18 protein-coding genes are annotated in these 19,385 nt (G+C 69.0%); 4 read left to right on the plus strand and 14 right to left on the minus strand.

Annotated features, from left to right (window positions below):
- The 6 genes from HC362_RS07510 to yhfZ all read right to left on the minus strand — a co-directional run bounded on the left by HC362_RS07510 (position 1) and on the right by yhfZ (position 5,773).
- Positions 1 to 1,155 carry an aminotransferase class V-fold PLP-dependent enzyme gene (locus HC362_RS07510; protein ID WP_243088416.1) on the minus strand — a complete coding sequence of 385 codons (1,155 nt, stop codon included), beginning with the start codon at positions 1,153 to 1,155 and terminating at the stop codon, positions 1 to 3.
- Between the two features lie 169 nt (positions 1,156 to 1,324).
- On the minus strand, positions 1,325 to 2,314 hold the full coding sequence (locus tag HC362_RS07515) for a phosphotriesterase (protein ID WP_243083143.1): 990 nt from the start codon (positions 2,312 to 2,314) through the stop codon (positions 1,325 to 1,327).
- Positions 2,315 to 2,424: 110 nt separating this feature from the next.
- Complete coding sequence (locus HC362_RS07520) at positions 2,425 to 3,864, minus strand: YhfT family protein (RefSeq protein ID WP_243083144.1); 1,440 nt, start codon at positions 3,862 to 3,864, stop codon at positions 2,425 to 2,427.
- Between the two features lie 42 nt (positions 3,865 to 3,906).
- The gene (locus HC362_RS07525) at positions 3,907 to 4,263 is read right to left on the minus strand and encodes a DUF2620 domain-containing protein (RefSeq protein WP_243083145.1); all 357 of its coding nucleotides are present in this window, start codon (positions 4,261 to 4,263) and stop codon (positions 3,907 to 3,909) included.
- 88 nt (positions 4,264 to 4,351) lie between these two features.
- Positions 4,352 to 4,726, minus strand: coding sequence for a PRD domain-containing protein (locus tag HC362_RS07530; RefSeq protein ID WP_243083146.1), 375 nt, complete (start codon positions 4,724 to 4,726; stop codon positions 4,352 to 4,354).
- A gap of 102 nt (positions 4,727 to 4,828) precedes the next feature.
- Entirely contained in the window at positions 4,829 to 5,773 is a 945-nt protein-coding gene (gene yhfZ / locus HC362_RS07535) for a GntR family transcriptional regulator YhfZ (protein ID WP_243083147.1), read from the minus strand.
- 358 nt (positions 5,774 to 6,131) lie between these two features.
- On the opposite strand from yhfZ, the gene HC362_RS07540 reads away from it, so the two are divergent.
- The 3 genes from HC362_RS07540 to HC362_RS07550 all read left to right on the plus strand — a co-directional run bounded on the left by HC362_RS07540 (position 6,132) and on the right by HC362_RS07550 (position 10,922).
- Positions 6,132 to 8,762 (plus strand): SpoIIE family protein phosphatase, encoded by a 2,631-nt coding sequence (locus tag HC362_RS07540; protein WP_243088417.1) that lies wholly within the window; start codon positions 6,132 to 6,134, stop codon positions 8,760 to 8,762.
- Positions 8,763 to 9,025: 263 nt separating this feature from the next.
- The gene (locus tag HC362_RS07545) at positions 9,026 to 10,372 is read left to right on the plus strand and encodes a diaminopimelate decarboxylase (protein ID WP_243083148.1); all 1,347 of its coding nucleotides are present in this window, start codon (positions 9,026 to 9,028) and stop codon (positions 10,370 to 10,372) included.
- Positions 10,373 to 10,790: 418 nt separating this feature from the next.
- The gene (locus tag HC362_RS07550; RefSeq protein ID WP_243083149.1) at positions 10,791 to 10,922 is read left to right on the plus strand and encodes a DUF6408 family protein; all 132 of its coding nucleotides are present in this window, start codon (positions 10,791 to 10,793) and stop codon (positions 10,920 to 10,922) included.
- A gap of 71 nt (positions 10,923 to 10,993) precedes the next feature.
- Here HC362_RS07550 and HC362_RS07555 read toward each other — a convergent pair whose 3' ends face one another.
- The 5 genes from HC362_RS07555 to HC362_RS07575 form a co-directional block, all read right to left on the minus strand.
- A complete protein-coding gene (locus HC362_RS07555) occupies positions 10,994 to 13,072 on the minus strand; it encodes a DUF2075 domain-containing protein (RefSeq protein ID WP_243083150.1) in 2,079 nt (692 codons plus the stop codon).
- Between the two features lie 132 nt (positions 13,073 to 13,204).
- Positions 13,205 to 15,094, minus strand: coding sequence for a DUF2075 domain-containing protein (locus HC362_RS07560; RefSeq protein ID WP_243083151.1), 1,890 nt, complete (start codon positions 15,092 to 15,094; stop codon positions 13,205 to 13,207).
- 542 nt (positions 15,095 to 15,636) lie between these two features.
- Positions 15,637 to 16,125 (minus strand): hypothetical protein, encoded by a 489-nt coding sequence (locus HC362_RS07565; protein WP_243083152.1) that lies wholly within the window; start codon positions 16,123 to 16,125, stop codon positions 15,637 to 15,639.
- Positions 16,126 to 16,281: 156 nt separating this feature from the next.
- Positions 16,282 to 16,779, minus strand: coding sequence for a peptidase inhibitor family I36 protein (locus HC362_RS07570; protein ID WP_243083153.1), 498 nt, complete (start codon positions 16,777 to 16,779; stop codon positions 16,282 to 16,284).
- A gap of 153 nt (positions 16,780 to 16,932) precedes the next feature.
- A complete protein-coding gene (locus tag HC362_RS07575) occupies positions 16,933 to 17,379 on the minus strand; it encodes a hypothetical protein (RefSeq protein ID WP_243083154.1) in 447 nt (148 codons plus the stop codon).
- A 100-nt stretch (positions 17,380 to 17,479) separates the two neighbouring features.
- Here HC362_RS07575 and HC362_RS07580 point away from each other — a divergent pair, with 100 nt between their 5' ends.
- Positions 17,480 to 17,845 carry a MerR family transcriptional regulator gene (locus HC362_RS07580; RefSeq protein WP_243083155.1) on the plus strand — a complete coding sequence of 122 codons (366 nt, stop codon included), beginning with the start codon at positions 17,480 to 17,482 and terminating at the stop codon, positions 17,843 to 17,845.
- A 39-nt stretch (positions 17,846 to 17,884) separates the two neighbouring features.
- On the opposite strand, the gene HC362_RS07585 is transcribed toward HC362_RS07580, so the two are convergent.
- From HC362_RS07585 to HC362_RS07595, 3 genes are all read right to left on the minus strand, one after another.
- Positions 17,885 to 18,157, minus strand: a complete 273-nt coding sequence (locus HC362_RS07585; protein ID WP_243083156.1) for a DUF397 domain-containing protein — start codon at positions 18,155 to 18,157, stop codon at positions 17,885 to 17,887.
- 91 nt (positions 18,158 to 18,248) lie between these two features.
- On the minus strand, positions 18,249 to 18,458 hold the full coding sequence (locus HC362_RS07590; RefSeq protein ID WP_243083157.1) for a DUF397 domain-containing protein: 210 nt from the start codon (positions 18,456 to 18,458) through the stop codon (positions 18,249 to 18,251).
- Entirely contained in the window at positions 18,440 to 19,282 is an 843-nt protein-coding gene (locus tag HC362_RS07595; protein WP_243083158.1) for a helix-turn-helix transcriptional regulator, read from the minus strand. Before HC362_RS07595 ends, HC362_RS07590 begins: the two co-directional genes overlap by 19 nt.
- Positions 19,283 to 19,385 lie beyond the last annotated feature (103 nt).

Raw genomic sequence — 19,385 nt, forward strand, 5'->3', positions numbered from 1 at the left:
TCAGTCCTTTGTGCGGTGCTTCTTTGCTTCGTGCGGGGCGGCAGTGGGTGATTCGGCGCGGAGCGCTTCCAGGGAGCGGCGCAGGATCTCGAGGACGAGATCCGCTCCGGCGCGCATCGGATTGACGCGGACCACCCAGTCGGCCAGCTCCGGTGCGTCCTCCAGGGCCGAGCTGGACATCCGGTAGAACAGCGGCGCGATCTCGTACCGCGAGTTGGAGCCCACCGGGTAGGGCGCGGCACCGAACCGGGCCGCCACCTCGGGGAGTCGGCCGGCCAGGGGCGCGTCGAGCTGGATGAGCAGGCATCTGTCCTGCGCGTTGGCCACGCGCACATCGGCGGCTCCGGGCACCTCCCCGGCGGCGAGGCGTTCGGCGACCTCGGCGCCGACGCGGGACTGCACCGCCCACATCACCGGCACATGGGTGAGGGCGCGCAGCGCGTCCAGTGCCTGGTGTCCCTGGACCTGGCCGCCGCCCGAGTAGTTGTCGGCGTGCACCCGGGCGACCAGGTCCGCGGCACCGACCACCGCGCCGACGCCTTCCGGGCCGTGCAGCTTGAACAGCGAGAAGCAGGAGGCGTCTGCCCCCAGTTCCACACCGGAGGCGGGCACCCGGAAGACGGCGTAGTTGTCGTCGGTGACCGTACGGACCCCGGCCTCGCGGCAGGCGGCCAGGACCTCGCCCGGGTCGTAGGAGTCGGCCAGACGCTGCCGGGTGTGCTGGACGTACGCCCAGCGGAAGCGGCCGGTGGCGAGTGCGGCCCGCAGCGCGCCGAGGTCGTTGAAGTCGGCCTCGACGGTCTCGACGCCCAGCCCGCGCAGGGTGACGGCGGTGCTGCGGTAGACGGGTGCCCGATGGATGAGCAGCGGCTCGCCCGGTCCGACGGCGGCGCTCAGCGCGGCCCGGATCGCGCCGGTGCCCGCGCCCTGCACCAGCGCGGCGTCCTCGGCCCCGAAGTAGGTGGCCAGCACGGCCTCGACGCGCGCGGTGGTCCGCGGCCGCCCGAGTCCGGGCACCACACCGGCGTCGGCGGCGAACAGTTGTGTCCCGCCGAAGTGCGCGGTGGTTGCCTCCAGCAGCCGGAACTGCTGTTCGACCGCCTCCTCGACCGGAACGGTGGCCAGCGGGAAGGTAGGGGGCAGCGGCGGAGGCACCGGCCCGGGGGCGGCCGTCGGGGCGGTGTTGCCGGGCGTCTCGGTGGCCGGCGTCTCGGTGGCCGGTCTCTCGGTGACCGGCGTCTCGGTGGCCGGCGTCTCGGTGGCCGGCGTCTCGGTGGCCGGCCTCTCGGTGGCCGGCCTCTCGTTGGCTGGTGTCTCGGCCATCTCAGCCCTCCTCCGGGCTCGCGCCGGTCAGAAAGCGCAGCGGGTTGCGCCGGGTCAGCACATCGATCAGGTCGTCGTCGACTCCCGCGGCGCGGACCGCGGGAAGGAACGAGCGGAAAAGGTGGCCGTAGCCCTGGCCGCCCTCGGACCGCAGATAGCCGTGGCGGGAGATGTCGCAGCTGAGCAGCGCCCGGTCGGCGTGGCCTGCCTCCAGCAGTGCGAGCAGCAGTCGCAGCCGCACCTCGTCGCTCTGGTAGCTCTCCTTGCCGACGGTGTCGAAGGCGACGTACGCGCCCTCGGCGGCGAGCCGCTGGTGGACGGCCGGGGCGGTGAGCAGGTCCTGGTGGCCGACGCAGATCCGGTGCGGGGCGAGACCCGCGCCGGTCAGCACGTCGAGCTGGGCGAGTCCGCCGTGGCCGAGCTGGGCGTGGGTGGCGACGGACAGGCCGGTGGCGACGGCCGCCCGCGCCGCCGCGCGCAGCGAGCGGGTCTCCGGCTCGCTGGGGACCTCTCCGTGGCTGCCCACCTCGCCGAGCACTCCGGGCCGGATTCCGGTCGGTCTGCCGTCCGGCCCGGTGATCCCCTCGTGGATCTCCCGCACCAGAGTGGCGGTGAGTTGTTCGACGGAGGCGCCCGCCAGATCCGCAGCCGGGTGGAACGGCTCGTAATACCACCCGGTCGCGGCGACGACGGCGACCCCGCTCTCCTCGGCGATCCGGGCCAGCGCTCCCGGGTCCCGGCCCATGCCCCGGCAGGTCTGCTCGATGACGAGAGCCAGCCCGAACTCCTCGCGCAGCTCGGCGAGCTCGCGGCTGACGGCCGGGCCGTGCCGCCGCGCGTCGAGAACGGCGGCGCCGTCGCCCTTGAGGTCCAGGTCCAGGACGAGGTGCTCATGGGCCAGCGCAGGGCCGCCCACGGAGGCTGCGGGCAGCGCTCCCGCGACGGTTCGCAGCAGCGGTTCGGGGCCATGGGGGGTGGCGGTGGAGCTCATGGTGGGCCTTCCTGTGGCAGCGCGGCCTGGGACACCGGCCGGGAGGGGGCCTGCCCCTTGGCGGGGGCAGCCCATGACGGCCGGGCCGGCCCTGGGAGCGGGCCGGTGGGCTAGCTCTTGAGCGGGGTGAACAGGTCGAGCCAGTGGAGGACGTTCAGCAGGACACCGCCGACGAGCACCGCGGCGGGCGCCGCCGCCATCCGTACGACGGGCCGCCCCATCGCTTCGTTGAGCAGGTAGAGCCCGCCCACGATGAGGATGCCGAGCCCAGCGCCCATCGCGTTGGCCGCCATCAGCGAGCCGAAGAGGATCGCCAACCGGAGGCTCTCGCCGATGGCGTTGCGCAGATGTTCGGACGAGTCGCGGACGCTGGGCAGCTTGCCGAGGACCTTCCCGATCGAGGAGAGGGCCAGGATCTCCAGGGCGAAGACGGCCGCTCCGGCTATCGCCGCCAGAACGGGGTTCGGCATCAGATAGCCGATCGGGTAGACGAGCGTGAAACCGGCGATGCCGTAGGCGCCCGAGGCGAGCGCCGTCGTCGCGATCAGCGGGAGGAAGCCGAAGAAGCGGTAGAAGTCGACCTGCGCCGCCTCGGATATGTGGCCCTTGGCTATCAGGAAGCTGGTGGCCTCACCGCCGCCGAATATATGCATCTGTGCCAGCACACAGACACCGGCGCCCAGCACCATGAACAGCGGCAGGTAGCGGCGCAGCCGGGCCGCGCTGCTGGTGAACAGCGAGGCCATCGGGTCATCCTCGGCCGGGGCCGGGGCAGCGGCCTCCGGCCGGGCTCCGGCTTCGGCTCCTTCCCCACCCCCGGCCCCGGCCACACCCCCGGCATCGGCCACACGACCGGCCTTGGCCTGGGCTTCGCGGTCGGCCTTGCGGTGCGCCAGGTCCCGGCGCACCGCGAGACCGATCAGCAGCAGCACGCCGACGGCCATCGCGAGAGCGCCCGCGAACATGTTGGGCCACACCTTCATCGTCAGCACCACGAGGGCGAGTTCGGCGACGCCCGCCGCCGCGCCCCAGGCCCGGCCGAACTGCTTGGTGATGGCCAGCACCGGGAAGAGCGTGAAGAGGAAGAGGATCGGCGTCGACATCTGCTGCATGGCCGTCAGGAAGTCGACGGGCAGGTCGTGTGCCACCTCGTTGGCGCCGTTGAGCCCGAAGACGACGATCGCTCCCCACCCGGCGCCCAGCAGCGGCGCCAGCCACTTCTTGGGCGCCAACAGACCCAGGATGTCGGTGGGCAGGAAGAGCAGCCACGGGTTGAGGACGCCGGAGGAGAGCGCCATCGGCGCGCCGAGTCCGAAGATGAAGCCGGCGGAGAGCCCGAAGGAGACCGCCGTGGTGGCCGAGCGGGTGGTGCGCCCGTGGATGAAGTCCAGCATGAAGGGGCGCACTCCGTCGTTGAAGACGGCGAGCGCCATGTGCGAGACCAACGCGGTCAGCGCACACAGGAGGATGACGGTCAGCTGCTGCGGCAGCGAGAGGTCCAGTCCGGCGTCAGCGGCCAGTTGGAGGCCGGCGGTGCTCTTGAGGCTCACGGGGTCGCTCCTTCACGCCCGGGGTGTCTGTGCCGGACCCGGTCAGGCGCGCGCGGCGACGGCGCGGGCGAGCAGGGGGGCGATGGTGTCGATCTGGTCCATGGAGAAGCCGAAGACCTTCTTGCCGTCGGCCAGCAGCGCGGCGACCTGCTCCTCGGTGGGCACCGAGCGCCCGAAGGTGTGGCAGGCGGGCTGCCCCAGCAGGCCGACCAGCACACCGAGGGAGGCGCCGGCGCCGGTGTGACAGGTGCCGAGGAAGTAGTCGGCCTGGCCGGAGCGGAGCTTCATGGCGGCGTCCATGTCGCTGGAGACCGCGACTTCGAGGCCGTCGAGACCGAGCGCGTCGACGGCGTTCGCGACCTCGGTCTTGCCGACTCCGCCGGTGAGGATCTTTGTCATGGCTGGGTGCCTCTCATGTGCGCTGTGACCGGTGGGGGGCGGGTGCGGGGTGCGGCCCGTCGGGTGGGGTGAGTGGAGGCCGGGTGGCTCAGCCGGATATGCGCTGGGCGAGAACGGCCAGGTGCAGGGCGAGGAAGTTGGTTTCGGAACGGGGCAGCGTGGCGCCCAGCTCCGCCTCGGCACGGGCGGCGACGCGGCGGGCCCGCTCTACGGCGGCCGGGTGGTCGGCCAGCTCGGCGGTGATCTGTTCGTCCGTCTGGAACTTCTCGATGGGCTCGCCGTCCAGCAGCCGGGTGAGGGCCATCACCAGATGGCTCGTCAGCATGCCCGCCGTCTCCTCGGTGACGTCGGCGCCCTCGGCGGCGAGGGCGGACAGCTCGGCCGTCACGAAGTCGACCACGTCCGGCCGGACCTGGCCGCCCTCGCGGAAGAGCTGGAGGCGGAGTGCGAGCTGATCGTCCACGGGTTCTCCTCGACGGCGACAGAAAACGGCAGAAATCTGGATTCTGGATTCTCACGGCGGCCCGAGCCCTCTCCGTCCGCGCCCACACGGGCACGGGGCCGGTCAGTACGAGGGCATCAGGTCTCCTCTTACGACCTCGGCCTGAAGCTCTGTCACCCGTTCGGTGTCGATGGCGTCCCGTATGGCGTGCAGGGCGGCCACGCTCTCTGCTCTGCCGATGACCGCCGCGCTGGAGTTCCGCAGCGAGAGGTCACGCGTTATCTCGTCGCCGAGCGGCAGCACCTCGATGCCCGCGTCGATCCGGCCCTGCACCTCGTCCAGATTCCAGACGGTGGCGTCCGCCTTGTTCTGCGCCAGCAGGTCGGGCAGTTGCATGTAGGAGCACTCGATCCACTCGACGTCGTCCCGCCCCGCGAACGCCCGTTCGGCGAGCATCCGCTGGTCCTCCGAGGCGTGGTCGACCGCGACGCGCAGCCCGGGTTCGTCCAGCGAGCCGCCCTCCCGCAGCAGCACCCCGTGCGCCCCCACATAGGTGGTGGGGCCGAGGTCGACCACCAGGGACAGGTCTTCCGGATACTCCTCGATCAGGCGGTCGGCGGCGAAGCGGGAGAGGACCACCAGGTCCGCCTTGCCCTCGAGCAGCGCCGTGGCCCTGCTGCCCGCACCTCGCATGAAGGTGATGGCGAACGGCGTCCCGGCGTCGTCGAAGGCGGCGCGCAGCCCGGTGGCCAGCCCCTCGTATCGGCGGGAGTAGGGCAGCGGCATGGCGGCGAGCAGGGTGCCGAGGCCGGAGAGCCGCCACAGGACCGAGCGGTCCGACCGGACGAGGAAGGTGCCCAGATGGCCGCGTGCGGCGATCTCGATCGCCCCGGCCTCCTCCAGCAGCCGCAGCGCGGCCTGCACGGTGCCGTTGCCGCACCCCAGTTCCTCGGCGAAATCCCGCACCCGGGGCAGCCGCGTCTCCGGCTCGTACTCGAGCAGGAGGAGCGCGAGCTGGCGCGCAGCCAGGCCGTTGCGGGTCAGGAACCGCTCGTCGTAACCGTTCACGAGGGAACAGTAAACAGAATCCTGGATTTTTGACAAGCCCCTTGCTCGCGACCCCCGACTGCCCGTCCCCCGGAGGTGAACGCCCGAGTCGACGGAGGCTCAGAATCCGACTAACTGCTAGAAAAGGGGCATGCGCGGACTCTTCGGGCGCCGGTCGGCTCGGCGCGAGCGGCACCGCCGACTGCCGCCCGCCTCCGCGCGCTCCCGCGGCCCCGGAGCCGAGCGCACCACGGAACCGGGAACGTCCGAGGACGCCGGGCAGCCACCGCCCCGCAAACGCCGCTTCCGGCTCCCCTTCGGCCCGCGCACCGTCGCCGGAGAGGTCTTCGTCCTCCAGGTGACGGTCATCGTGCTGCTGATGGTCGCCGTCGTCATCGCCTTCGTACTGCACGCCCGGTGGGACAACATCCGCCAAGCTCGCAAACAGGCTCTCGCCGTCGCCAGGACCTTCGCCCAGTCACCGGAAGTGATCTCCGCACTGGACGGGAAGAACCCCACGGCCAAGCTCCAGCCCCGAGCGCAGGCGGTACGCGCGGCGACCGACGTGTCCTATGTCGTCGTCTGGAAGCCCGACGGAATCAGGGTCACAGCGCCGGAGCCCGGTCTGATCGGCAAGCGTGTCAGCGGGCCCTTCAAGGACGTGGTCGAGGAGGCCCGCGAGGGACGCTCCACCACCGAGACCCTTCAGGCGGCACCCGGCCCGACCGTGAACTCCGCCGTTCCCGTCAACAACCCGGACGGCACCCTCATCGGGCTGGTGTCCACCGGAGTCACCGTCTCGCGGGTGAACCAGGGAGTGAAGAACCAGCTCCCCGTCCTGTTGATGTCGGCCGCCGGGGCGCTGGCCCTCGCCTCCGGGAGCTCCGCGCTGGTGAGCAGGCGGCTGCGGCGCCAGACGCACGGGCTGGGCACCGAAGAGATGACGCGCATGTACGAGCACCACGACGCGGTGCTGCACGCCGTGCGGGAGGGCGTGCTCATTCTCGACGACACGGGGCGGCTGGTGCTCGTCAACAACGAGGCCAGACGGCTGCTGGAGCTGCCCGAGGACGCGGAGGGCCGCCGCGTCGACGAGGTCGGCCTGGGTGCCGGAATGGCGGCACTGCTGGCCTCGGGCCGTACCGCCTCGGACGAGGTGCACCTGGCCGGGGGGAGACTGCTGGCCGTCAACGTCCGCTCCACCCGCGGCGGGGAGGGCCCTCGGGGCCGGGTGGCGACCCTGCGGGACACCACCGAGCTGCACGCGCTGGAAGGCCGCGCCGAGGGGGCACGGGAGCGGCTGCGGCTGCTGTACGAGGCCGGGGTGCGGGTCGGCACCACGCTGGATGTGGTGCGCACCGCCGAGGAGCTGACCGAGGTGGCCGTGCCCCGGTTCGCCGACTTCGCCACCGTCGAGCTGCTGGACCCTGTGCTGCGCGGGGAGGAGCCCACTGCCGCCCGCACCGACATCCGCCGTGCGGCCATCAGCGGCATCCGCGACGACGTGCCCCTCCGCCCGGTGGGGGCTACCGTCCGCAGCGTCACCGTTCCCAGCACCGGCCAGGCTGTGGAGGAGAGCGGGCAGGCCGTGCTGGAGACCGATCTGAGGGAGGCGCACGACTGGCTGGCGCACAACCCCGAACACGGCAGGCGCGCCCTGGAGTACGGCATCCGCTCGCTGATCAGCACCCCGCTGCGGGCGCGCGGCAAGGTGCTGGGCACCGCCGACTTCTGGCGTACCGACCAGAGCGAGCCCTACGACGAGGAGGACCTGGCCTTCGCTGAGGAGCTGACGGCGCGCGCCGCGGTCAGCATCGACAACGCCCGCCGGTACACCCGCGAGAACGCCATGGCGGTCACCCTCCAGCGCAGCCTGCTGCCCCGCGGGCTGCCCGAACAGGACGCCCTCGAGGTGGCCTCCCGCTACCGGCCCACCAGAGCCGGGGTCGGCGGCGACTGGTTCGACGTCATCCCGCTGCCCGGCGCACGGGTGGCGCTGGTGGTGGGCGACGTGGTCGGCCATGGGCTGCACGCCGCCGCGACAATGGGCCGGCTGCGCACAGCAGTGCTCAATTTCTCCTCCCTCGACCTGACCCCCGAGGAACTGCTGGCACACCTGGACGAGCTGGTCGACAGGATCGACCAGGACCAGACAGCCGAGAGCAACGGCGCGATGGTCACCGGAGCCACCTGTCTGTACGCCATCTACGACTCGGTCTCCGGCCGCTGCACCGTGGCCCGCGCCGGCCACCCGGGACCCGCTCTCGTGCTGCCCGACGGCACCGTGGAGTACCCCGACGTGCCCGTCGGGCTGCCGCTCGGGCTGGGCGGCGCGCCGTTCGAGACGGCCGAGCTGCTGCTGCCCCGCGACAGCCGGCTCGTCCTCTTCACGGACGGCCTCGTGGAGGACCGCGAACGGGACATCGACGACGGTCTCGCCCTCCTGCACGAGACGCTGACCGGTCACCCCGGCAGATCCCCCGAGGAGACCTGCCGGGCCGTGCTGGACGCCCTGCTGCCCGCCGAGCCCAGCGACGACGTGGCACTGCTGGTGGCCCGCGCCCGGGTGCTCGCGCCGGACCGGGTCGCGCAGTGGGACGTGCCCGCCGACTCCGGCGCGGTGGCCCCGCTGCGCGCCAAGGTGAACCACAAGCTGACCGAGTGGGGGCTGGAGGAGGCCTCCTTCACCACCGAGCTCATCCTCAGCGAGCTGGTCACCAACGCCATCCGCTACGGCAGCGAACCCATCCGGGTCCGGTTGCTCTACCAGACCTCCCTCACCTGCGAGGTCGCCGACGGCAGCAGTACCTCGCCCCATCTGCGCCGCGCGGCCGCCACCGAGGAGGGTGGGCGCGGCCTGTTCCTCGTCGCCCAGCTCGCCGAGCGCTGGGGGACCCGTTACACGCCGCACGGCAAGGTGATGTGGACCGAGCAGAACCTGCACCCCGAGGGGAACAGTGCCGAGCAGGACACCGACAGCCTCCTCGACCAGTGGAACGAGCCACTGTGACGCCGCCCGGTTCCCCATCGGCCCCGGTCGCCCCGCCCGCCCCGCCCGCCCGGCACGGCACGGCTGCCGGGCCGTCCTCGGGCCGTGTCCCGGTGTTCGTGGCACGGAGCGGACGGGTACCGTCCTCGCGCTGATTCCGTCCCCACTGGTCTCGACCTCTCGGCCCATCGCCTGGTTGACTGCCTGGGCCACCGCTCGGTTCGACTACCTGGGCGACCGCCTGGTTCGATCTACTCGACCGGCGCACGAGAAGGGAGCGACGAATGGTGCTGGACAGCGTGACGCGCAGACAGGACGCGATCGTCGCAGCAGTCCGCGAGCGGTTGCTCGGCCCGCACGCTCCGGTCGTAGCCCTGCTGGACGTGGAGGGCATCCGGGAGGCAGCCCGGCAGCTGCACACCGCGTTCGCCGGCCCCTTCCCCGTGCTGCACACCTTCGCCGTCAAGGCGGCCTCGCTGGTGCCCGTGCTGGAGCTGCTGGCCGCCGAGGGGATCGGCTGCGAGGTGGCGAGCCCGGGAGAGCTGGCACTCGCCCGCGCTGCGGGCGTACCCGCCGAGCGCACCGTCCTCGACTCCCCCGCCAAGACCGTGGCCGAGCTGCGGGACGCGCTGGAGAGCGGCGTCGCGGTCAACGCCGACAACCCGCAGGAGCTCGCCCGCCTCGACACCCTGGTCGCCGAGCGCTCCGCCGCCGGGCAGCCTCCCGGCGCCCCGCTCGGTCTGCGGATCAACCCCCAGGTGGGCACCGGCGCCATCGGCGCCATGAGCACCGCGACGGCCACCTCGAAGTTCGGGGTGGCACTGCGCGACGAGGGTGCCGAACAGTGGATCGTCGACAGCTTTCTGGCCCGCCCCTGGCTGACCCGGCTGCACACCCACACCGGTTCACAGGGCGTACCCCTGGAACTGATGGCCGAGTCGGTACGGGTCGTCTTCGAACTGGCCGAACGGATCAACGGAGCGGCGGGCAGACAGCAGATCGACACCCTCGACATCGGCGGCGGCCTCCCGGTCAACTTCACGGGTGACGAGACCGAGCCGTCCTTCGACGCGTACGCACGACTGCTGCGCCGCACCGTCCCGGGCCTGTTCGACGGCCGGTACACCCTCGTCACCGAGTTCGGCCGCTCGCTGCTGGCCAAACAGGGCTTCATCGCCGCACTGGTGGAGTACACCAAGACCTCCGGGGGCCGACGGATCGCCATCACCCACGCGGGAGCACACGTGGCGACGCGCACCGCGTTCGCCCCTGAGTCATGGCCCCTTCGGGTGGGTGCCTTCGACGCACAGGGCGCACCGAAGAGCACACCCGAGGTGGTGCAGGACGTCGCAGGACCGTGCTGCTTCGCCGGGGACCTGATGGCGCGCGAGAAGGCACTGCCCGAACTGGAACCCGGCGACGTGGTCGCCCTGTGGGACACCGGCGCCTACTACTTCTCCACGCCCTTCCAGTACAACAGCCTTCCCCGCCCCGCCGTGCACGGCTTCTGGCGCGCCGCTGACGGCAGTACCCGCTTCGCACTGGTGCGGCCGGCACAGCAGCTCGAAGAAGTGCTGAGGGACAGCGGAGCCGCACAACTCGGTGCGCTGACCGCCGCGTCCGAGCAGTGACCGAGGCAGGCGCGCCGCCTGACAGGCGGCAGCGCGCCGAACGCACCCTGCCGCGCCCTGCCCTGTCCACCACGTACACCCGTCCGGAAAGCCCACCCGAGGGCCGTCAACTCCGGACCGGTGACACCTGAGCTGGTGGACGACGATCTTTCGGCTCCTGATTCCCCGAGGTTCGCGACTCCCCGCCGGTGCCGGGGTGATGCCGTCACGGCACTGCACCCCCTTCGCCCAAACCCAACGCCCCTATGAGATAGGATTTTTGCGCTGCGCACCTTCCCGGAAGGTACGAGGCCCGAGTTCTGATCCACTGCACTGAGTGCGAGCGAATGGTCCGCCGTGCTGAACAGTACGGCACCACTGCGATTGCCCGGTGGGGCAGCCGCTTCACCATTCCGCCGACTCATCTGTGGAGTGGTATATGAACCCGGTCGAGTACAAGTCTGCGCGTCGCGCATGGATCCGCAAGGTCCTGCTCGACGTCGCTACCAAGACCGTCACCAATTTGCTGGTGACGGCGCTGGTGGCGGCAGCTTCCCGCCTCCTCTTCTGAGGCGGCGCGTGGCGGGTACGGGAACCCGCCACGTCTCTTCGCTCTCCCGAGGTGCCGTAGTCGGACAGACCTCAAAAGAGAGGTTCCTGGCCCTCCGGGGCTTGGGGCTTCTTCTTTCCGGAACGTCGTCGTTCCGGTCGCTTCTGGTGCGGGACCCTCAGCGCCGGTGGGAGTTCCTGCCAGGAAGGCCGCAACCCATGGATCTGCACCTCGCCGACCAGCTCTCTCAGGTACGCTCGCGTCTCCTCATCCGTTGAATAGAGCACCGTGGCCCGGCTGGCTCGGGTCAGCAGCACGTGGTAGGCGTTGCGGACGCACTGACGAAACTCCTCATCACTGAGGTTGCTGTTCCGGACTTCATCGTCCAGCGAACCCGGTACGGCTACGCGCCTGTACCCGGTCTCCTTGTCCATCCTCCACTTTCCCCGCTGGAACACCCACTGACCGTCCCGCCTCACCATGTCGTCGCCCATGATGACGCCGCACCAGTCCCACTCGAGCCCCTGCGCGGTATATACGCATCCGATCTGACCGATGCCCCCTTCGTGGACGGACCACAGCGTGCCCGGAGGAACAGCGCCGTTCTCACAGTAGCTGTCGCCTTTCGCGTTCCACGGGCGGTGCCAGTCGCCGATGCGTACATCGGCCACGAGGCGTTTCTCCTTACCCTGCGGTGGGTTCCAGGGCCAGCAGAACCCTGCAACCATGCGGGCAGTTGCCCCAGCACGGGCTTCCGCGTGGATGATCCTTTCCATTTCTTCCGGTGAATCGGCGACCTCGATGTGCATCAGCCCGTCGGGGACCCACCTCCCCGGTTCCTTGTCCGAGAGGCCGAGAAGGTCGTGGACCCAGTTCACGTAGGCATCACTGCCTCCACACCGGTACTGTGCCCGCAGGTCGAGAGGAACGACCGGAGCTCCGTACTTTTCGGCAGCGTCCACGATGAACTGTTGGGTGCCGACTTCGTTCGGCCGTACCGACTGCCCCTCATCGAGAAAGAACACAGCGACTCGAGAAGCGTCCAGGATTTCTTCGACTTGTGGCTTTGTCCCCTTCTCGCCTGATCGGGTCTCGGAGATTTCCCTGAGCCGATGCGCTTCATCGCAGATCAGGACGTCCAGAGGCTCCTCGGGAGGGTCCATGAAGCTACTGAAGTAGGTGAAGCTCTCCTGGAACTCGCGGTCACCGTAACCCACATGCCGCTGCATCGCACCGTTGAAGGCTCTGGACCCGCTCGCATAGCGGACCTCCAATCCTGCTGCTTCGAACTCAGCCTTGAGCTGCAGACCGATGGCGCTCTTTCCGGTGCCCGCACCGCCCGTGACGACGAACACCGCCCGCTCGAGGTCCGTGGCGTTTTCGTCCAGCACCTTCGCGGCCCTGTCCTTGACATGGTCCGCCACCGTCCGCTGCTCCCGCCGCAGGGTGAAGACGGTGTCTTCGCCTCTCGACATAATCATCGCGTCGAGCAGCGGTGTGTTCCGGACACCCATCCGGCGAAGCAGGATCTCGGCGTGGGAGTACCCGCTGTCCTCGCCGAAGTGCTTCCGCAGGTCCTTCATCAGTTGCTCACGTCTGTCCCGCGTGTAGACGGCGGAGTACGCGCCCATCGGCGCATTGATGCCCAACAGCGGCTGAACCGATTCCTCCGTCGCGTTGTGCAGGTAGGTGAAGCCTCCGGATTCGAATGACAGCTTGCGCAAAGGGCCGGTTTCGCCCACGAAGCGTTGGTAGTTCGCCTCGAGTTGCAGTGCAGGGTGCGGCTTCTTACCCAGCCCCGGCACGACGACTTCCGTGGCTGTCGCGGAGTCCACCTGCGTCACCGACGACCACCGCTTCAGCTCGACAAGCTGCACCGAGAGACCCTCGGTCTCGGGATGGCTGCCGAGGAGCACCACATCGATGATAGGAACGCTCTTGGGGCTCTGTCCGATGGTGGCCGCGCACTCGACAACCATCTCGACATGCCCACGGCCGGCGTCCACCATGGTGCGGGCCAGTTCCACCAGGCTCTCCGCCCAGGCGGCGCGCTCCCCATCGGAGGCGTCACTCTTCCGGAAGCGCTTCCACCGCTCGGCGAGGTGCGGCACCATGCGATGCCGCTCGTCCAGGGTGAGCAGGTCTTCCGCCGAGAGCTTCAGCAGGAGCATGGACACGGATTCTGTTCCCCCAGGGCACGAGTGACTCGTGCGGGTGGGGGCATGTCCTGCTGGAAGCCCGTCGGGCCGCAACCGTTCCCGACGATCCTAATGAACACCGGCGCCGGCTCGCGTCGATCGGCGTCAGCCGACAGCGACCTCGCGTTGGGCGCCCACCAATGCACGCAGCTTCTCCTGCGTCTCCGGATCGGTCGAATAGACCACGGTGCCGACCATGCCGCGTGTCAGCAGAACCTTGTAGGTGTTGCGGATGAGCCGGTCGACGTCGTCGTCGGACGTCGACTTGTTGAAGGCCGGATCCTTCGACGCCGCACGATCAGTGATCCACCGGTCACCGCGCCAGACAAGATCAGGACCGATGATGACGCCCGACCAGTCGTATTCGAAGCCCTGGGCTGTGTAGACACAGCCGACCTGCCCGAAGCCCGCTGGATCGGTGGCCCAGAGCGCGGACGGTGGCGCGCCGGACACGCCCCGCTCCCCCTTCAGGTTCCACGGCCGTGCCCAGTCCCCGATCACCACGTCGGCGGGCAACGGGTCCCCCGGCTTCGGCTCCTTCGACCATTTCCAACAGTAGCCAGCTGTGATGCGGGCTCCGTATCCCTGAGCACGGCAGTCATCGAGGAACCGCTCCATCTCCTCCGGGCTGTCAGCGACGCGGAGTTCCATCCGATCGTCGGGTTCCCAGAGCGCGGGCCCGCCCGGCTCCAGCCCGAGGAGCCGGAGGACCCAGCGAAGGTAGGCATCACTGCCTCCGCAGCGGAACTGACTGTCCAAATGGACGACGGTGCAGGCCAGATTCCGCTTCTTGGCGGCCGCCTCGATCTCTTCCACCGTGCCCATCTCGCCGGGGCGCACCACCTGGTGCTGGTCGAGGAGGAAAACAGGAACGCGGGCGGCGTCGATCAGCTCTTCCACCTGAGGCTTGTCGGTGCGAAGCCTGGCCGGGGTGTAGCGGTTGGCGGATGTCTTCCGCATCCGGTGTGCCTCGTCGCAGATGAGCACGTCGAGGGCGTTCTTCTCCGCGGCCATGAAGCTGTTGAAGTACTTGAACAGGTCCTGCACGTCACGCTTCCGGGCGCCGGCGACCTTCCGCATCGTTTTGGTGAATGCCTGTGAGCCGGTCGCGTGCAGCGCGGTGTCGCCTTGCCGGTAGAGCTCGCCGAGCAGCGAGAGCGCGATCACGCTCTTTCCCGTACCAGGACCGCCTTCGACAACCACGACTTCCTTGTGATCTGCCTGCTTGGCCCTGCGTACGGCATTGAGCACGATGCGGTAGGCGACCTGCTGCTCGTCCAGGAGGACGAACTGCTCGCGTTCGCGCACCTCCTGGGCAGCAACCGACATGAGCTGTTTGGAAGGGACCTGCTTCCCGCTGAGAAGCTCATCCGCCACGGGAGCCCCGGGGACCGCACGGCTCAGCTTGGCGCGCAGATATTCCAGAAACCCGCCCCGATGCTGCTCTGTGAACAGCTGGCCCCACTCATCCGACTCGATTGCGCGCAGCCCCGCGACACCGAACTCTGTCGCGTTGTGCAGATAGGCCACACCGCTCACCCGGTGCCCGTGCTCGGCCAGTGCGCCGTTGAAGTTGACGAGGTACTCGCAGTATCGGCGGACCTGCTCGATCGGGTTGAGCTTCGGTCGGGAGCGGTCGTTGCCGTGGACGTGGCAGAGCTCCGGGTCCTCCGCGTCCGGTTCGGCCTGGCTCCACTGCTTCAGTTCGACCACCACGTAGGAAGGCTCGCCGGTCGTGGGATGCCGGCCGGCGAGTACCGCGTCGGCGCGCCTGCTGTTCAACGGCAACGCGTACTCCAGCAGCACCTCTACGTCCCCGAGCCCCGCGTCGTTCAGCGCGTTCACCAGGGCCGGGATACTCCGCTCCCAGGACTGGGCTTCCGCCGGGCCGACCCGGTACCCGTGATGGTGGGCGAACTGTTCGTTCAGGTGGAGGAAGAGCGAACCGTCAAGAACCATGGCGGCAACCGTCTTGGCGGACGCGCGGAACAACAAGAAATGCCCCCAGGCAACACGACGAGACTCGTGCGGGTGGGGGCGTGTCCGTGTGTCTCCGGTCAGGGAGAGCGGAAGCCCGGCGGGCCGCGGATGACGAGGGATCAAGGATACCCAGCCGGGCCGGTCGCGTCGCGAGTGAGTGGCGCCTGCGCAGGAGAGAAGCGGATACGGCGCTCGCAGTTACGATTTTCACCTTGGTGGTGATCGCCTCGTCAGGGGCGGCGGAGGGCCGGCGACAGGAGCACTACGAGTAGGAGACGCTCTCGACGCCTCCGTCGTCGGCCAGCACGGCCTGACCGACGAAGGCCTGGCCTGACTACCGTCCCCCGCTACAGGCGGACGGCGGGCCACCAAGAAATGGCGAGGCGGCCTTTCACCACCTCTTTGCCCCCGCCCCGCTGGGCGCGGCGCAGAGCCTTCCGCGAGGACGCGGAGTTGTACATGTCCCCGCGCATAGGAAAAGACTCACAACTGACTTGGCCGCACCCATTTCCGGTTTTCCGTGCTCCAATACCACAGCTGCATCCCTGCCCCCTCAGTCACCCACGCCTGCCACGTTCCGCGGTGAGCGTCCCAGGACAGTCCGGCAGGTTGGTCGCCGAAGTGGTCAAATGTGCCTCGGGCAGCAGATTCACAGCCTTCACGAGCTCGGAATCTTCGAGAGGCAGGTCCACCTTGACCTGCGTCTCCTCGACTTGCAGCGTGTACTGGAAGTTTCGTGCCCCCACTGTAGGGGCGGTCTCTTCTCGTCGTCTGCGAAGTACGCTGGCCAGCCGCTCGGGGATCTTCCTGGTCAGCGCATCGCCCGTTTTATTCCCCAACGCGCCCACGACAGACTGCAAAAAAGGTGCTAACGCCAGCGTCACAGTGACGGTGTAGATGTAGTCCCCGCCGTCTGACTGTGCCGCGCTATCGTCGCCAATGCCGCCGTGGAAGAACTGCTCTGTCACTTCTACGGATAGCAGTTCCGGATTGACCGCTGCGACTCGCTGCCATTCCGGGCCTTCCGTATATATCCGGGTCGTCACGGCAGGAGTGTCACATGACTCGATGGGGTGAACAAGGGGCGCACGGTAGCGCGCTCGGAGAAGCTGAACTGCGAGATCACGCGCTGCGCGCCCGCCCGGCGGCCGGCTCCCGGGCTCTTCGCCCCGCCCGACGAGCGGGGCGAAGAGGAGTTCCCGTCAGTCCGTATAGCCGCGGGCCGCGTAGTCGTAGCGGTCGTTGTAGCGGACGTACGCCTTCTTGCCCTCGAACGGCTCGAACGGGTCAGGCTGCCACTTCTTCGCGTCCTTGAGGAAGTAGTTCTGCCTCGGGCACCCGCCTCGCGCCCAGAACGACGACACCTTGTTCCGCCAGTACTTCGTGAACTTGAACTTCTTGCAATTCTCGGACGAGGCCTTCCACTTCCCCATCGCGCCACGCCAGTTGCTGTGCTCCCACACGCAGTACCATCCCGGCTTGCAGGACTTCGCGGTGGCGTTCATGAGCACCCTTACCTGGCCGCCCTCGTAGGCGATCTCGTTGTTGCTCAGCTTGGTGCCGTTCGGGACGGCCGCCATGTAGCTGTCCACCTTCGCGGAGGCCGCGCTCGGCGCGGCCTGAGCCGGGAGTACGGTGAATCCGCCGGCGACGAGGCAGCCGGTACCGATCGCGATACCTGCCTTCCGCAGAGCCTTCATTTGACGTGTTCCCCCTTCCGTGCCGAAAGAGATCGACACGGCGAGAACGCTACGCGGCACGGACCCCGACGGACAGCAACCACGGGTCGAATTCCCTTGTCCCCCGAGCGCGGTAGCCCGCACAGGCACCGCCCGGCGGATTACAGCCAGGGTTTACACCCGCTGCTGCGCTGGTTCGTTGATCGAGCCCCGGGAGCGCCACCACGGCAGAAGCTGGACGGCACCGAACGACACCTCTACGACGAGGAATGCCCACAGAAGCCCTGTGACGCCGTGCGTCAGCGCGTAGACCTGCCACGTCGCGAACAGCACCCGCGCCACACCGTCGAACAGCCCGTGAACCGGCAGTGGCCTGAGGATCCGCAGAAGCGCCCAGACGACCACCACCGAACCCATCAGGTTCGCGTACAAAGTCTGCATCGGGTCGAGGGCGGGCAGCGCGCCAAGCCCGAGCACATCGCCCACCGACGAGAGCAGGCCGTGCAGCAGCGTGTACGTCCAGGGTGTCGCGAATCCCGCCGTGACGAGGACGTCATACCAGGCGCTCGCGCGTACAACGCGGAGGTAACTGCGACCGGAAGGGTGGAGTGCATACGCCATGGTTCAGGGCTCCCGCTGTTCTACTGCGCTCTCGGCAAGGACAGCGTCACGTTAAAGAGTGGAGTACGCTCCAAGGTCAAGTCCGAGGGGGCAGAGGCTCATGCGTATCGGGGAGTTGGCCGCGCAAAGCGGTCTGAGCAAGGACGCCATTCGCTTCTACGAAAAGGCCGGACTCATCACCGGCCGACGACTGCCCAACGGTTATCGCGACTTCCCGCCGGAAGCGGTGCTCTGGCTGCAGTACGTGCGCACCGCCAAGAAACTCGGTTTCTCGCTGACCGAGATCGCACAGCACGGCGAGGAACTGCGCGACGCACCGGACTCCGCCGAGGCGCTGTCCGCTCTCCTGGCGGAGAAGATCCAACTCATCGACGCCCGCATGGCCGAGCTCGCCACCCTGCGGGCCGACCTCGCAGCGCGCGTCGGTACGGGGTGTCCGTTGCGCCCCGCAGAGCGAGACGACTGAGCGCACACGCGGAGGCCGCCTTGTTGCGCCAGTCGTGGATCAGGCCCGCAGTTCGCCGTCCTTGACCGCCGACACGAACGCCGACCAGCCATCCGCCGCGAATGTGAGGACAGGGCCGTGCGGGTTCTTGCTGTCGCGGACGGGGATGAGGGTGGCGAAGTCGTCGGAGACCTCGACGCACGCGCCACCGTCTGAGTTGCTGTAGCTGCTCTTGCGCCAGCTTGCGGCGGCAACTTCCACGCACTCGCCGCCGTCAGGGTTGCTGTAGCTGCTCTTGCGCCAAGTGACGGCGCTGGGTTCGAAGGTTCGCACGGGCGCCTCCTCTCCGATGTCACTTACCGCAGAGCCCCCACGACCGTCAACCGGTCGCGGGGGCCGCTGCGTTGCTGGTGACCAGGACGGGTCAGCCGCCCAGCTCGCCCGCCTTCACTGCCGTTACGAACAACGACCAGTCGTCCGCGGCGAACGTCAGCACCGGCCCGTGCGGGGCCTTGCTGTCACGGACGGGGACGATGGAGGCGAAGTCATCCGAGACCTCGACGCACGCGCCGCCATCGGGGTTGCTGTACGAGCTCTTGCGCCAGGTCGCAGCGCTCAGGTCGAGGGGACGCACGGTACTTCCTCCAGCATGCGTAGGACGAACTTCCGCGACTCAGTCGGGGACAACGCCAGGTCGCGCAACGCATCGTACGCACGTTGCAAACGCTCAACCGACACGTTTTCCTCGATGAGGTCGCCACGGTAGGTGCTCTCGCTGTACGCCACCGTACGTGCGTCTGGGAGCCGCAGGAACCACATGTCCGTGCCCACCAAGCCATGCAGGCCACTGGTGAATGGCAACACATGCAGCGTCACATTCCCTCGCTCCGACACCTCCCCCACGTACTCCAACTGCGCCCGCCACTCCCCCGCATCCCGCAAAGGCGTCCGCAGCACGGCCTCCGACAGGATGGTGCGGAACGGTGGTGCGTCGTCGCCCTCGAGCAATGAGCGACGGCTCATTCGGGCCTGAACCTGCTGTTCGAGCTCCAGCCCCTTCAGCCCTCCAGCGGCGAGCACTTCGCGTGCGTACCCCGGGGTCTGCAACAGCCCCGGCAGCACACTGACCGCGAAGTGCCAAAGGCTGGTGGCCTTGGCCTCCAATTCCATGTAGCGGCGGTAGCGCTCGCGGAACTGGGTCTGGTCGTTGATGGCCAGCTCCCACAGGGCCAGCAGCAAGCCCGGCGTGCCGTAGTGCTGGTCCAGGGCCTCGACCACCTCGGGGCCGCCCAGGGTCTCGCCGCTCTCCATCTTTCCGAACAGGGACCAGTCCCAGCCCAGCCGTTCGCCGAGCTGGCGGAGACTCTCCCCGCGCTGCGCCCGCAGATATCGCAGTTCCTCCGCGAACCGGGCGCGTGGTTCGCGGCTGCGGCCGGTGACCGCTCGCCTCGTCGGCATGGTGTGCTCCGTGGAAGGTGTGGAACATGCGCTGGTCTGCCGGGGAAGCACAACCGGTCCGAGGTGTGCGCAGCTCAGCGAGGCCGCATTCTCGTAATGCGCC

This window comes from Streptomyces sp. 891-h (assembly GCF_022760275.1).
In the GTDB taxonomy this organism is placed as follows: Bacteria; Actinomycetota; Actinomycetes; order Streptomycetales; family Streptomycetaceae; genus Streptomyces; species Streptomyces spirodelae.

What these genes read in the sequence shown, in the direction of transcription:
- HC362_RS07540 (WP_243088417.1), top strand. Translation starts at nt 6,132, where the DNA reads ATGGTCGCCGTCGTCATCGCCTTCGTACTGCACGCCCGGTGGGACAAC.
- HC362_RS07550 (WP_243083149.1), top strand. Translation starts at nt 10,791, where the DNA reads ATGAACCCGGTCGAGTACAAGTCTGCGCGTCGCGCATGGATCCGCAAG.
- HC362_RS07580 (WP_243083155.1), top strand. Translation starts at nt 17,480, where the DNA reads ATGCGTATCGGGGAGTTGGCCGCGCAAAGCGGTCTGAGCAAGGACGCC.
- HC362_RS07525 (WP_243083145.1), bottom strand. Translation starts at nt 4,263, where the DNA reads ATGACAAAGATCCTCACCGGCGGAGTCGGCAAGACCGAGGTCGCGAAC.
- HC362_RS07545 (WP_243083148.1), top strand. Translation starts at nt 9,026, where the DNA reads ATGGTGCTGGACAGCGTGACGCGCAGACAGGACGCGATCGTCGCAGCA.
- HC362_RS07595 (WP_243083158.1), bottom strand. Translation starts at nt 19,282, where the DNA reads ATGCCGACGAGGCGAGCGGTCACCGGCCGCAGCCGCGAACCACGCGCC.
- HC362_RS07515 (WP_243083143.1), bottom strand. Translation starts at nt 2,314, where the DNA reads ATGAGCTCCACCGCCACCCCCCATGGCCCCGAACCGCTGCTGCGAACC.
- HC362_RS07575 (WP_243083154.1), bottom strand. Translation starts at nt 17,379, where the DNA reads ATGGCGTATGCACTCCACCCTTCCGGTCGCAGTTACCTCCGCGTTGTA.
- HC362_RS07555 (WP_243083150.1), bottom strand. Translation starts at nt 13,072, where the DNA reads ATGCTCCTGCTGAAGCTCTCGGCGGAAGACCTGCTCACCCTGGACGAG.
- HC362_RS07570 (WP_243083153.1), bottom strand. Translation starts at nt 16,779, where the DNA reads ATGAAGGCTCTGCGGAAGGCAGGTATCGCGATCGGTACCGGCTGCCTC.